We start from the raw sequence: 14,755 nt of genomic DNA, 5'->3' as shown, positions 1-14,755 counted from the left end.
CATTCAGGGCTTTATTGGCTGGTTTATGCTAACCATATTCTCAGTGAGTTTGATTTCGCAGCTTCTCAACTAAATCGCTTTACGTCATTGCGAGCGCAGCGCGGCAATCTCTTGATTATAAAAAGAATTCGTCAAGCGAAAAGGGAGATCTGCCTGCCGGCATAGGCAGGCTCTTTCGGTCGCAAGCTCACTCAGAATGACGTGTTAGAGAGACTGATTTCCTCTTTACCTGATTCCTGACTACCTTAAAGCAAGCTTCAACCACTATGAAACACTTTACTCTAGCCTTATGCCTTTTCCTTCCACTCTTCTCCTTCGCTCAAGAAGAGATTGAATACAAGGAGTATTCCTACTCGGAGTTATTTCAAATGATCGAAGAGGAAAAGGACAGTATTTTTGAATTGAAGAATGCTTTAATTAAAGTAAATCCTGAAACCGATCAACGATTTATATTCTCCCCTAATCAGCGTCCATCAGATCGGTTAGATGCTTTCTCTAACCAATCATACGAGTCAAGAGATACAATTATTATAGATAAGGAAATCGACATAAGAGACGTAGAATTTGAGTCGGGTTTTACCAATGAAAGCGGTGTTTACATGCAGGTTGTGCTTTCTCACATTCACTATAAAAAACGAGTATCATTTTGGAACGCATTCGGTATGAATATATCAGAATCGAGGTTTGATGATGATTTTAGAATCATTTATTACAACAACAATAATAAAAACTTTGAAGGTTATCGAAACGTATCGATTACACGCAATGCCTTTCAAGTATCATTTTCGATAAGTTCTGGAGACGAAACCGCAAGCAAAGTCCAATTATTCATCGTGGGCAATACGCTTCAAAAATCAGACATCATCTCCAATATTCTAGTGCAGGAAACCACAGCGTTGTTAATGCATTCTAACCAATTAGAAGCAGACGTATTCTCTTTAGGAGTTCCAAAAGAATCAAGTATTTTTAACAATGTCTTTAACTGCTCTGAACTTTATCTAGAGGTAAAAGGAAGACAATATTTTACAGACAATTCCTTTGGCTCAAACATAGCTCTAGAATTTGAAGAGGTTTCTACCGGTGCTTCATTTGACTGGAATCAAATTCATGGTAATGTATTCTCCCGTGAAGGTTATGTGTTAGGTAGCGAAAAATACGCTTTAAGCCAATCTAAGAGGTTCGATATAGACAGTGATGTGACAGACGAAAAGATTCAAGTATACTTCGACTCTATAGTCCCTCGTTACAAAACTGCTTATGATGCCGAGCAAAAGCTTCGAGGTGCACTCATAGATTTTTATAATCGACAGAATAATATTGAGAACAAAAACGCTGTATATATAGACTCAAAGGATTTAGAAACCAAAAGGCTTGCTTATCTATACAAAACGGACCCTCACTTTAACACCTTTTTCAAATGGAAGATCAATCAATTCCTGAAAATATTCTCAGCCTACGGGACTGAACCTGCGAGGGCCATTGTGTTTTCTGTTTATGTAATCATCGCCTTTGCCCTGATTTACCTCTTCTTCCCAAACCACTGGGACAGCCATGGCAAAAACCGAATCATGGATCGCTATCGGTTTTTTGCCAAATACATGAAAAAGGATAGTGGGATCCATGAAGTCTATTTGGATGAAAAGCGGGAGGAGATGATGGCAGCAGAAGACTTCAGAGCCTATATGCTCAAGTCCAAACAAGAAATCCCCGGTTTCTTTATGGCTACCGCCCTGCCTCTTTATCGCTGGTCGGTGGCGGGTACTAGAACTTTTTCCTGGCTGCTTTCCAAGGTAGACGTCCTTAAAGGAACCTGGTCCTCTACAGAAGACTCCAAGAAAGCAGGAAAGTCTGTCTTGATCATAGGTGCTTTCTTAATCGCTATTGTCTACGACCTCTTTATCAAAATGCTCAATGCATTAATGCTTAGCATCAATACCTTTACCACGCTTGGCTTTGGAGAGATTCCAATCAAGGGTTTACCCCGTTATTTGGCGATTATCCAGGGCTTTATCGGGTGGTTTATGTTGACGATATTCTCAGTCTCTTTGATATCCCAGTTGTTGAACTGATCCTCCTTTGATGAAACCTAACCTAGAAAAAAGCTTTAATACTATGAGAAAATATTTTTTTGTCCTAAGTCTTTTATTTCCTTTTTTATCCCTTGCACAGGAAGACATTGAATATAAGGAATATTCCTACACCCAGTTCTTTCAAATGATCGAAGATGAGGAAGATTCTGTTTTTAGTCTGGAGAACGCTAAGATTATACCTAATCTGACAACAGATCAATGGTTTATAGTCCCTATTATTCGAAATAAAAAAGCTGGATTACCTCAGCTTTATAATCCCATACACAATAGCTATGATAGCATCATTATAGATAAGGAATTAAGGTTAAATAATGTGCAATTTGAACGGACTAAAGTTGCAAGAGATAACGGCCTTGTATTTCTACACCATATACTATTTAAAAAGAAAGTTATCATACGTGATGTTCTAAGCATCAGCATATCCAATTCTCGGTTTTTAAAAGATTTCACCTTATTTTTTGAAGTTTCTAAAGACCAAATCGCTAACGACCGGCTTCAAATCTCAATCATACAAGACAGCGAATTTTTGAATGGGTTTTATCATGGTAATTCAGATATTGGGAAGACTGAGCAATTGTCCGCAGCCTTCTTTCTGTTCAACTCTAAAATCAAATCGGGAATAAATGACATTAATTTTGATCATTTTAATTTACGATACCAGGAAATTTATTTTAATGAATTTTCCGGCCGATATATGTCAATATCTGTTGGTGGATTTTCGGAAATCACCAATAATTCTTTCGATGTTGATTTGTTAAAAATAAACAATACCATTAATCAATCATTGAGTCTACAATTTGAAGAGAATGTAATCAAAGGCTACACCAGTTTAGACATTAATCCCAACGAAAACACTGTGGTGGATTGGTCCCAGTTTAGAGGTAAAAGTGTAGATGGCACTGGTTACCTGATAGAAGAAGTGAGCAAAATTAGTGAATTAGATAGCTCAAACCAGGAGAACGATTTTTATAATTTCACGAATGAAGCCTACCTGAATTCCTATTTCAACAAATCACGTATTGAGAATAACAAGGCTTACAAGGCTGAACAAAGGCTCAAAGGAAAATTTATTAATCATTATAAATCTCAAAATGATTTAGAGTTTTCGAATATCGCATACATAGAATCCAAAGATCTTGAAACGCTACGACTAGCATATTTACAACAGGAAAACCCCTCCTTTAGAAATTACTTCACATGGAAGATCAACCAATTCTTAAAGGTTTTTTCTGCCTATGGAACAGAGCCCGCAAGAGCAATAATCTTTTCAGGTTACGTCATATTAGCCTTTGCCCTCATTTACCTTTTCTTCCCTAACCACTGGGACAGCCACGGCAAGAACCGGATCATGGATCGGTTCCGGTTTTTTGCCAAATACATGAAAAAGGATAGTGGGATTCATGAAGTCTATTTGGATGAAAAGCGGGAGGAGATGATGGCAGCAGAAGACTTCAGAGCATATATGCTTGAGTCCAAACAAGAAATCCCCGGTTTCTTTATGGCTACCGCCCTGCCACTTTATCGCTGGTCGGTGGCGGGTACTAAAACTTTTTCCTGGTTACTTTCCAAGGTTGACGTCCTTAAAGGAACCTGGTCCTCTACAGAAGACTCCAAGAAAGCAGGAAAGTCTATCTTGATCATAGGTGCATTCTTGATTGCTATTGTCTACGATATCTTTATTAAAATGCTCAATGCCTTAATGCTGAGCATCAACACCTTTACCACCTTAGGTTTTGGTGAGATTCCGATCAAGGGGTTACCGCGTTATCTAGCGATTATCCAGGGCTTTATCGGTTGGTTTATGCTGACGATATTTAGTGTGAGTTTGATAAGTCAGTTGTTGAATTAAAATGACAATGGATTCAGGAAAGCTCCATCGCATAGCAAGTCCCCTCCTTGGAGGGGATAAAGGGGTGGGTCGCGACTAAGAATGAGAAAAATAATTCCATATAACCCACGCCTTCTGCCTTTAGCTAAAAAGCTTAGGAAAGACATGACGTTGAGCGAGGTGCTATTATGGAATGAAATTAAAAACAAGCAATTGGGCGTGCGATTCAATCGTCAAATTCCAATTGATGAATTTATTGTAGATTTCTATTGCAAAGACTTAGTATTGGCGATAGAGATAGATGGAGAGTCTCACCATCATGATGACCAACCTGAAAAGGATGCGGTTAGACAAAAAAGACTAGAGTCTTTGGGTGTACAGTTTGTAAGGTTTGACGATTTGGATGTCAAGAAGAACATCAATTGGGTGATTTCTGAATTGATGCACACAATCAGCGAAATAAAGGCCAACTCTGCCAAGGAGGAAAACCCACCCCTAGCCCCTCCAAGGAGGGGAATACCTAATGATGACGATACATAAAAATGAAAAAATCCTTCAACTACCTTACCCTTGCAGTACTGCTACTGCTTACCTGTTTCTCCGCCTTCGCTCAAGACGAAATAGAATTCAAAGAATACTCCTATTCGGAGTTCTTTCAGTTGATCGAAGATGAAAAGGACAGTCTTTTTATACTAAAAAATGCCAGAATAGAATTTGATAGCCTTACCGATATGGCTCATGCATATATTACTAAAGCTAAAGGTCAAGATGGTGACTCTATCAACTATAAATTTTGGAGAGAAGAAAACATCCATATCGAAAAGGCCATTGAGTTAGAAAATGTCTTCTTTGGTTCCTTTGGTTCCTATGGCTTACATCACCTTATTTTTGAAAAGAAGGTCAGTTTTTTAAATACTGAGTTCAATATTCTTTTCTGTGAATTCAAAGAAAAGCCACGGTTTCTTTATAATGAAGACTTTGAAAAAGTGCAATTATCCATAAATGGAAGAAATTATACAGGGCTTATCAGAATCCTCTCATCAAATTTTCATAACAGTTTTGCCTTGACTGATTTATCCTCAAATGAGTCCCCAACTAACCTAAGTGTCATTATTGGCTTTAACAAGATTCACCTCAAACCTACTCGGGTTATTGGAAATACCAATTATTTAAGTTTTATGTGGCTGTCGAAGAATACTTATTCAAGGTTTTTCAATAATACATTTTTAAACAGTGGAGAAGTGAAGATATCGCCAAATAAAGGCACAGATTTCTATCTTGAAAAAAATAATTTTGGTGATGCCAGTGTAGAAATAACCGTCAATGCAGGAAATGTTATTCCAAATTTAGTCATCGAAGAAAATAATTTTAATAAGCCTGTTGGCTTGAAAATTGGTGAAATAACGACAACCAATAAAATAGGCTGGAACCAGTTCCAAAAGGGCTTCTATGACTCTTTTACATACCTCAACTATTATACACCTAGATTTTTCTCTACCCACGATGGTCAAGCATTAAATGATCTCATATTATCTGACAGCATTCAAACCCAATATTTGGAAAATGTAAGGGTGAGTGAAAGCAATATTTATAAACGTGAAGTTCAACTCTTGGGCCGACTCAATGCCCTTTATAAATCACAGCATGATCCGGAATTCGCTAACTCAAGTTATATCGCCCTTAAAGATTTAGAAACAAAACGCCTTGCCTATTTATATAAAACCAACCCAAGCTTCACTCCTTTTTTCAAATGGAAAGTCAATCAGTTTCTGAAAGTTTTTAGTGACTATGGTACAGAACCTGCCAAGGCCATAACATTTTCTACTTATGTAATTCTAGTCTTTGCCTTAGTCTACCTTTTCTTTCCTAACCACTGGGACAGTCATGGCAAGAACCGAATCATGGATCGCTATCGGTTTTTTGCCAAATACATGAAAAAGGATAGTGGGATCCATGAAGTCTATTTGGATGAAAAGCGGGAAGAGATGATGGCAGCAGAAGACTTCAGAGCGTATATGCTCAAGTCCAAACAAGAAATCCCTGGTTTCTTTATGGCTACCGCCCTACCTCTTTATCGCTGGTCGGTGGCTGGCACAAAGTCATTCTCTTGGTTACTTTCCAAGGTAGATGTGCTTAAAGGAACCTGGTCTTCTACGGAAGACTCTAAGAAAGCAGGAAAGTCTGTCTTGATTATTGGAGCTTTCGTGATTGCCTTGCTCTACGACCTCTTTATCAAAATGCTGAACGCCCTTATGCTGAGCATCAACACCTTCACCACTTTAGGTTTTGGTGAGATCCCCATAAAAGGCTTACCTCGCTACTTGGCGATTATCCAAGGTTTTATCGGTTGGTTTATGTTGACTATATTCTCGGTAAGTTTAATTAGTCAATTGCTGAATTAATGAGAGTTTTAATTTCTCAAAATGATTTCGCTGGTTAGTCCCGAGAGCACAAAGTGCGATTCGGGGTTGACGATTTTCTGTTTCATTAATATCACAATTATTAAATTAATGCGAAACGAGAGCTAAATAAAGTAATGGTCTGGTTAATCCCGATAGCTCGAGGTACGAGAAGCGTATCGGGGCTAACCATCTTCTGAGTGAGTTTGATTTCGCAGCTGCTCAACTAAATCGCTCAACGTCATTCCTGACGAAGCACAGCGCAGTTCAGGAATCTCCTATTCGTGATTCGAACTCCAATTCAAAGATTCCGGTATTTTTCCGCTTTGCTTCAAAACCCGGAATGAGGAGGGTTGATAACGTCATTCCGGTTTGGGAGGGACGAGCAATACCTAGACGTCATTCCTGACGCAGCAGAGCGTAGTTCAGGAATCTCCTTAATTTGTATAAAAATGAAAAAAGGAGGATACATCTATATTATCTCAAATAAGAACCGAACGGTGCTATATACCAGCGTGACCAGTAACCTTCAGTCCAGAATCGATCAACACAAGCAAGGGATCGGTTCAGCCTTTGCAAAGAGATACAACTGCGTGGATCTACTATACTTTGAAGTTTTTGAAGACATAGTATCCGCTATCTCTCGAGAAAAACAGATCAAGAAATGGAAAAGAGAATACAAGGAAAACGTCATTAACTCTTTCAATCCTAGTTGGCGAGATCTTTTCGAAGAGATTCAGGACTATAATTGAAAAGATTCCGGTATTTCTCTGTTTCTCTTGAGGGGATTCCTACATGCGCAGGAATGACGTTGAAGGAGCGTCATTCCTGACGAAGCAGAGCTGAGTTAAGGAATCTCCCACTAGTTCTTAATATCGATGATTCTTCCAGGCGTCCATGGTGCTTGATTCGCATCGAGTTCCGCATTGATGGCTGGTACATTAACCTCTATCAACTCCTTCAGACTTGCGATCACCGGATTCAAATATTTTTCAGCTATTCTTTTCACCTCTTTCGAAGTTGTAGTAGGGTCGGTCAAACTTGTAGATCCGGAATAAATCGCCGTATTCACCCGACTACTTAAGGACGGTGCCTGATCGATTTCGAGCTGCCGTTTGATGGGGTCTCCAAACATGGTTATCTCAATCTCATCCAATACACTTTCCATTGTATCAATCTTTGCATCCAAGGAAGGACTCTTTACAATTCTTGCTGCTGCCTGATAATATTTCAAAGCTTCCCGCAACTGATCATATGAACTTCTCGCTCCATTTGCCGATTTGGATAGCTCCATCAACTCCTGATGAAATGCCAGCATAGCTGCAGGGTCTGCCATTGGGACAGTTTGGTTATCTAATGTTTTCACTTCAAATGGTACCCCTTCCATGAGTTGAGTTACTTCACCATTAATACTCTTTGCTAGTTCCACAGTATAGTTACCTGGCAGCACCATAATTCCTGATGGGAGATCCTTCATTGGATCTGCGAGATTGGTATTCACCTGATCTATGGCAGGATATTTTAAATCCCAGTATATTCGATTGATGCCTTCTTTGGCTACACTTCTAATTTCATTAACAACCTCACCATTCACATCTTTGATGGTAAAAATCAGGAATGGTTTTTCTTCCTCTTGCTCGGCTTGTAGCTGCTCATAGCTCGGATAATAAACAGTCTCACCATCTTTTCTTCCCTTTTCTTCTGCTTTCTTTCGCTCATCTTCTAGGGTTGTGTATTTCTCTTTCAGAAAATAAGTAAATGCAGCTCCAAATGGCGGATTTTCGCCTAAATAGTAGGTCTCGCCCTGAAACCCTTTCGGACCTAACCAGGAGATGGTTTTGCTTGCAGCAATTGGACTATAAGGCTCATACTGCAATGCTTCTGAAACAGGGAAAATATGGGCTTCTTTTTCCAGCAGCTCATTGGACAATTCGCGGAGTGCCGAGTAATCATCCATGATGTAAAAGCCTCGCCCAAATGTACCGATCACCAAGTCTTTTTCTCGTTCTTGAATGTTAATGTCACGTACCGCGATGGTGGGAAGTCCTTTCGATAGCTTTTGCCAGTACTGACCCCCATCAAGGGTAGTAAAGCATCCAAACTCAGTCCCTACGAACAGCAAGTTTGCTGCTACTGGGTCTTCTTCAATAGCATATACTGATCCTTTTTCAGGCAGATTTGCTTTGATAGTTGTCCAGCTTTTTCCCATATCCGTACTTTTCAAAAGATAGGGTTTAAAGTCACCTTTTTTGTGATTATTAAATGCCGCATACACGGTATTCTTATCATGGGCGGAAGCAATAATTTCATTTACATAGGTCATGTCAGGTACGCCTGGGAATGAACTGTAGCGTGTCCAGCTCTCACCTCCGTTTGCAGACATATGGATCAGGCCATCGTCTGTGCCAGCATAAAGTAGGTTCTCATCAATTGGAGATTCTGCGATTGCCACAATATTTCCATAAGGCGTAGTAGAAGCATGTTTTGCGACTGCATCCATTGGCCAGACCTTCCCCATCACTTCCAGTTTGTTGCGATCTAGCGCTCTGGTCAGATCTCCGCTCACTTCACGCCAGCTTTCACCCATATCATCACTTCGATGAACTCGATCAGAAGCATAGTAAAGACGTTTGTGATCATGACTGCTTACAAGCAAAGGAGCATCCCAATTCCAATTGTAAGAGTAATCTCCATCCAGAGGTTGGGGTATGATGTTCTTCGTCTGACCTGTCTTCCTGTCAAATCTGGCCAGGTTACCATACTGCGATTGACTGTAAATAATATCTGGGTTTTCAGGATCCACATGTGGTTCAAACCCATCACCCAGTGTCGTCACGAACCAGTTGCGATTTGTGATTCCAGTGGTCTCCGTCGTTTGAGAAGGACCGCCGAAGGTGAAATTGTCCTGTGTACCGCCATAAACATAATAGAAGGGATAGTCATTGCTCACTCCGAGTTTATAAAACTGGGCTAGTGGCAGATTGGGGAAGAAACGCCAAGTTTCTCCTCGATCCCATGATTCGTAAACACCTCCGTCATTTCCGTTCAGTAAATAGTTCGGGTTCTTGGGATCAATCCATAGCGCATGATTGTCGATGTGCTTGTTCTTCTCGCCTACATTTTTGAATGTCTTACCACCATCTTCAGAAACACCAGAGTAAGTATTCATCACATAGAGCAGATCCACATCGACCGGATCCGCTATTACTTCTTGGTAATAGAGGCCACTAGTGGTATAGTCACTTTGCCGTTCCCAGGATTCCCCAAGGTCTGTGGATTTGTAAAACCCACCTTTATCTTCCTGAGCCTCCACTATAGCATAGATCACGTTTGGATTAGCTGGAGAAATATCTAGTCCAATCCGCCCTAAATCACCGCTAGGAAGTCCTTTGACAATCTTACGAAAATTCTCTCCTCCATCTGTTGACTTGTAAATAGACGATTCAGGTCCACCGCTGATGTATGTAAACACGTGGCGTCTTCTTTGGTGTGCTACGGCATAAATCACGTTGGGATTTCTAGGGTCGAGATGTACCTCATGAATTCCTGTGTGCTCACTGATCTCCAGAATCTTAGTCCAGTTATCACCTCCATCTGTAGTTTTGTACAATCCACGATCTCCTCCAGCACTCCAAAGTGGGCCAGTAGCCGCCACATATACAACATCAGAATTTCTCGGATCAATGGCTATCATCCCAATATGCTCAGATGCTTTGAGCCCCTTATGCTCCCAGCTTTTTCCTCCGTCCATACTTTTATAAATCCCATCACCATATGCTACACTTCGCTGGTTGTTGTTTTCTCCTGTACCTACCCAGATGACATTATGGTTATTGGGATCCATCTCTACCACCCCGATGGAGTAGGAGCCCTCAGCATCGAATACCGGATCAAAGTTGAGCCCTTTGTTGGTGGTTTTCCAAACCCCTCCAGCGGCAACACCCACATAAAATTCACTTGGATTATCTGGATTTACTGCAAAATCTGCGATCCTGCCTGAAGTGAAAGAAGGTCCAATAGATCGGAAGGAAAGACTATTCCAAGCAGCTTCATAAATGGCGGGTTTTTCTTCGCCCTTTTCTTGAGCTTCCGCGTAAAAACCCGAGCAGGTAAGTATAAGTAGTAAGAGTGGATAAGCGATGTATTTTTGTAGCATAAGGAGTCACTTAGTTTAATGTAAAGAGGAAGTTAGGGAAAATCTGAGAAAATAGGCCGTTTTCCCAACTCAAAAGTCCTGCTTGAACCAAAACAGTTAGCGACCATTGGGGTACCTTTATTTCCCTAGCATGGCTCATCCGATAATCTAAATGCTAGAAATTCTTAACTTCATCGAAATCAAAACTCTCCCTTATTAAATGATCTAATTCTAAGATAAATGATCCCAATTTTGGTTCCTTTAACATTTCAAGTAATGATCCCTAAACTAATGTAAGAGTGCCATTTGATCGGAATCCAAAGTCAAATGTTCATAAAATTCAGTACCTTCTAAAAATAATTATACGAAAAGCATTTTGGAAGCTGAATACAAAGACCGAATAGTTAGTGGTAGGTTAAAGTTTACCCTTGAATTGATCGGGGAGGCAAAGAAAATTTCAACTGATGAATAAAGAAAAAAACCATCCCGAATTTTTAAAAAACAGGGCCCTGCTTAGTTTGACTATCCTTTTTCTTTTTGGGTCATCGTTTATTTCCCATGCCCAAAATTACATTTTCAACAACATCACTTCCGATGATGGCTTGCCAAGCACTTCAGTTACGGATGTTACGCAGGACATCTATGGGTTCATCTACCTAGGAACCTGGGATGGAGTATACCGCTTTGATGGGAAAAATTACGAAAAGATTTACCATGAAGGCCGATACATAAAAGCAGATGCCAAAGGAGGTGTCTGGATCGAAGTACAAGATGGAAATCTATTTTATTATGATTCCAACCGAGACAGCCTGATTTCCTATATGGATGTGGATCCAAATAGACGCTATACCCATGTGCTTTTGGGAATGCATGGAGAAGTATTCGCAGCAACTTCCAAAGGCATCATGAAATTAGATTCGGCAAGTAATAATTTTGTCCTTGAACCGGGACAGGAAGTCGGAGAAGTTTGGGAACTCAATATCGGAGAGGACGGAAGGATCAATTTTATTCTTATACCAGAGGAGAGTGGAGAACAGAAAATAGGAATAAGGCATCCGGATGGAAAATTTAGTTATGAAGAATTTCCACTGGATGAAAATACCCCAAATAAGCCTTCCCTTAGTTATTCGTATCCTAGCATCATTCTTCCCCATGGGAAATCAGGGACCGTGTTGTTTAACTCCAATGGGATTGCTTCCCGGGAGTCAGATAAAGATGCTTGGACATTTAAAAAAGTAAGCGAACCTGAAATACTTAAAGAGAAGGGCTTTGAAAATGATGCTTCTTACATACTCCTTGGGAATGACCTTTGGCTCAATCAAATAAATGCCATTTCCCGAATAAATCTTGAAACGGGAGAATCCCTAACCATCCATTCCGGTACAAATACACAAAAAGAATTGCTCCCTATGTCCAGCAATCATGGAAGCCGTTTATTTCTGGATGGTCAAGGAGTTCTTTGGATCCCTAAATTCGCCTATGGCCTCAGTCTATTAAATACCTATCAGTCGGATTTTGGCCTCCTGCGAGATGAACAGGGGAAAGTCATTCCGGATATCCTGTCATCCTTTGAGCTGGCAGATGGTTCCTTCTGGGCAGGTCAACGGATTAGCAATGAAAAGGGATTAATTCATTTTGCTTCAGACAGAAAAACAATCCTTAACAGGATAGGAGGTTTCTTTGGAGGTCTTACTCCAAAAGGGAAAACTACAGGAACAGAATTATCCCATCCCTTTGCTTGGGCGATTACACAGACTGAAGACTCTACCCTTTGGGTGGGAACAGGCTCTCCCGGTTATGCAAATGGCGGACTTAATCGTATAGACCCAAAAACTGGCCTGATTACCCGATACAAAAATGATCCGGAAGATTCGACCTCACTTAGTAATAATTGGATATTTGGAATCCATAGGGACCCTCAAGACAAACTGTGGATCAGTGTAGACAATGGGATCGATTTTTTTGATCCAGAATCAGAAATTTTTACTTCAATTGTGAAAGGCAACAAAGATGTATATTACCGAGCAGCTTTAATTGATACCAAAGGAAATCTCTTGATTACAAAAGATTCCGCTCAAAGCTCTTGGTTGCTAATCGATACGGATTCAAAAGCCATTGTCAAAAATGGAGATTTTATCAACCAGGATTTAGGGTATGTTACTGCAAGACCTATTCTGGATTCCAAAGGAAGAATATGGGTTGCCTCTGTTGACGGTTTTGGCTATTTCGATGAGAAATACGATGGATTGAAGTTCTGGAAGACCTTTGAAGAATTTGGGTATCCTGACTTGGAAATAAGAGCCTTCAGCTTTGATGATCAGGGTAATCTATATCTTGCCAGCTCGGAAGGTATTATTCAATATCATCCAGAATCCGGCAAGACGGTTCGTTTTGGATCAGAACGTGGTCTTCAATCCAACCTTTTTGATACCAAGCTAAATAACAGGGGCCCATCTGGGAGAATTTACTTTTCTGGAAATGGAGGAATGAATGTCTTTGATCCTAAAGAAATAAAAACTAATCCTTATCCCCCAAAAATTGTTATTAGGGGAATTACCCTAGATGGAAAAAGCTACCAAACCTTTCTGGACACTACTGATAGGAAGCCCAATCACACCTTTTCTTCTTTGTTAATCCCTCCGGGGATCACCACACTTTCAATCAATTTTGCTTCTATCCACTTTGGCGGAAGCGGTAAAAACATTAGCCAATATCGCTTGCTGAATTTTGATGACAATTGGCAAGATGCAGGAGGAAATGGAAATGCTGTCTTCACCAATTTACCGGCAGGAGATTATATTCTAGAATTGAAATCCGGAAATCTTGACGGCATCTGGAACGAAGAACCACTTCAATTAAGCATAAAGGTATTCCCTCCTTGGTATCAAACCTGGTGGGCTTATTTTCTTTACCTAGGAGTATTTATTCTTTTGGCTTATGGATTTATTCAGGAGCAAAGGAAAAAAGCCGCCCGGAAGGAAAGAGAATTGGCCAAGGATAGAGAATTGGCACAAGCAAAGGAAATCGAGAAGGCTTATTCAGAACTGAAATCCACCCAAGCCCAACTCATCCAATCCGAAAAGATGGCATCGCTCGGTGAGCTTACAGCTGGCATCGCCCATGAGATTCAGAACCCGCTGAATTTTGTGAATAATTTTTCTGAAGTCAGTGAAGAGCTCGTAGATGAAATGAATGAGGAAATCAGAAAAGGGGATCTGGAAGAAGTGAAAATCATTGGGGCAGATCTGAAAGAAAATCTATCCAAAATCAACCATCATGGCAAGCGAGCCGATGCCATTGTCAAGGGAATGCTGGAGCATAGCCGGACCAATAAAGGAGAAAAAGCTTCGACTGATTTAAATGCGCTGGCCGATGAATTTGTACGGCTTTCTTATCACGGATTAAGGGCAAAGGATAAGAGCTTTAATGCAGATTTTAAATTGGACCTTGATCCTGATCTTCCAAAAGTAAATGTGGTGGCTTCGGATATCGGGCGGGTGATTTTGAACTTGGTGAACAATGCTTTTTACGCAGTCCACGAAAAGGCAAAATCAGGAAACGCAGATCCCGATTATAAACCAACCGTAACTGTAAGCAGTTCCTATTCCCCCCTATCAGAGCCTGTCCCGAGATATCGGGAGGGGCAAGGCCTGCCTGCCGGACAGGCAGGGGGGGTTATTGAGCTTTCTGTAAGAGACAATGGCAATGGAATTCCTGATTCAGTAAAAGACAAGATATTCCAGCCCTTCTTCACCACCAAGCCCACTGGATCGGGTACTGGCCTTGGGTTATCACTCAGCTATGATATCATAAAAGCGCATGGGGGAGAAATTAGGATTGATAGTAAGGAAGGCATGGGAATTATATTTACAATTCTGTTGGATTCCCAAGTCTGATTCCCTCAAGCTTTCTAGATTTATAAAGCAATTGGTTCAAAAAAAATCGGTGCAAAAACCTAAAAGAACTCTTAAAGATCCTATAATCCCAGATCAAAGATTTTATCAGTGCAAAATTTTTAAAAAAAATTGAAAATATACAAATCAATAAAAATCATAATTTTATCAATATTGTTTTACTCCAATTAAAGTGAAAATTAAACCAAATAATTAAATTTTTTAATGGATTAATCTTGTTAGCAAAATCAATACTAAATCATCTGATTTTTATCATCTTAAGAGAAGTAGATTTTTTATATTTTGATAAAAATAAACTATTTTCAAATGTACTTTGTACTTAGAAATCTGTCTTTTTTAATATTAAAAAGTGTTTATAAAGCCGTATTAAACCTGGTCGTAGATTTTAT

7 protein-coding genes are annotated in these 14,755 nt (G+C 40.0%); 6 read left to right on the top strand and 1 reads right to left on the bottom strand.

Features of this window, described 5'->3' with window-relative positions; genetic code table 11:
* The first annotated feature begins 266 nt into the window (after positions 1 to 266).
* From AAGF08_RS02210 to AAGF08_RS02190, 5 genes are all read left to right on the top strand, one after another.
* Positions 267 to 2,069 carry a potassium channel family protein gene (locus AAGF08_RS02210; RefSeq protein ID WP_343509281.1) on the top strand — a complete coding sequence of 601 codons (1,803 nt, stop codon included), beginning with the start codon at positions 267 to 269 and terminating at the stop codon, positions 2,067 to 2,069.
* Positions 2,070 to 2,112: 43 nt separating this feature from the next.
* Positions 2,113 to 3,939, top strand: coding sequence for a potassium channel family protein (locus AAGF08_RS02205; protein ID WP_343509280.1), 1,827 nt, complete (start codon positions 2,113 to 2,115; stop codon positions 3,937 to 3,939).
* Positions 3,940 to 4,020: 81 nt separating this feature from the next.
* Positions 4,021 to 4,458 carry a DUF559 domain-containing protein gene (locus AAGF08_RS02200; RefSeq protein WP_343509279.1) on the top strand — a complete coding sequence of 146 codons (438 nt, stop codon included), beginning with the start codon at positions 4,021 to 4,023 and terminating at the stop codon, positions 4,456 to 4,458.
* A gap of 2 nt (positions 4,459 to 4,460) precedes the next feature.
* Positions 4,461 to 6,320, top strand: coding sequence for a potassium channel family protein (locus AAGF08_RS02195; protein WP_343509278.1), 1,860 nt, complete (start codon positions 4,461 to 4,463; stop codon positions 6,318 to 6,320).
* Between the two features lie 350 nt (positions 6,321 to 6,670).
* On the top strand, positions 6,671 to 7,069 hold the full coding sequence (locus tag AAGF08_RS02190; protein WP_343509277.1) for a GIY-YIG nuclease family protein: 399 nt from the start codon (positions 6,671 to 6,673) through the stop codon (positions 7,067 to 7,069).
* Positions 7,070 to 7,179: 110 nt separating this feature from the next.
* On the opposite strand, the gene AAGF08_RS02185 is transcribed toward AAGF08_RS02190, so the two are convergent.
* Entirely contained in the window at positions 7,180 to 10,473 is a 3,294-nt protein-coding gene (locus AAGF08_RS02185) for a glycosyl hydrolase (protein WP_343509275.1), read from the bottom strand.
* Between the two features lie 443 nt (positions 10,474 to 10,916).
* Here AAGF08_RS02185 and AAGF08_RS02180 point away from each other — a divergent pair, with 443 nt between their 5' ends.
* Positions 10,917 to 14,348, top strand: a complete 3,432-nt coding sequence (locus AAGF08_RS02180; protein WP_343509273.1) for an ATP-binding protein — start codon at positions 10,917 to 10,919, stop codon at positions 14,346 to 14,348.
* The last annotated feature ends 407 nt before the right edge of the window (positions 14,349 to 14,755 follow it).

The sequence above is a fragment of the Algoriphagus sp. SE2 genome, from assembly GCF_039563885.1.
Lineage (GTDB): Bacteria > Bacteroidota > Bacteroidia > Cytophagales > Cyclobacteriaceae > Algoriphagus.
The sequence above is the reverse complement of the archived record's forward strand: the minus strand, read 5'-3'. Positions and strand labels throughout refer to the sequence as shown.

What these genes read in the sequence shown, in the direction of transcription:
- AAGF08_RS02210 (WP_343509281.1), top strand. Translation starts at nt 267, where the DNA reads ATGAAACACTTTACTCTAGCCTTATGCCTTTTCCTTCCACTCTTCTCC.
- AAGF08_RS02205 (WP_343509280.1), top strand. Translation starts at nt 2,113, where the DNA reads ATGAGAAAATATTTTTTTGTCCTAAGTCTTTTATTTCCTTTTTTATCC.
- AAGF08_RS02200 (WP_343509279.1), top strand. Translation starts at nt 4,021, where the DNA reads ATGAGAAAAATAATTCCATATAACCCACGCCTTCTGCCTTTAGCTAAA.
- AAGF08_RS02195 (WP_343509278.1), top strand. Translation starts at nt 4,461, where the DNA reads ATGAAAAAATCCTTCAACTACCTTACCCTTGCAGTACTGCTACTGCTT.
- AAGF08_RS02185 (WP_343509275.1), bottom strand. Translation starts at nt 10,473, where the DNA reads ATGCTACAAAAATACATCGCTTATCCACTCTTACTACTTATACTTACC.
- AAGF08_RS02180 (WP_343509273.1), top strand. Translation starts at nt 10,917, where the DNA reads ATGAATAAAGAAAAAAACCATCCCGAATTTTTAAAAAACAGGGCCCTG.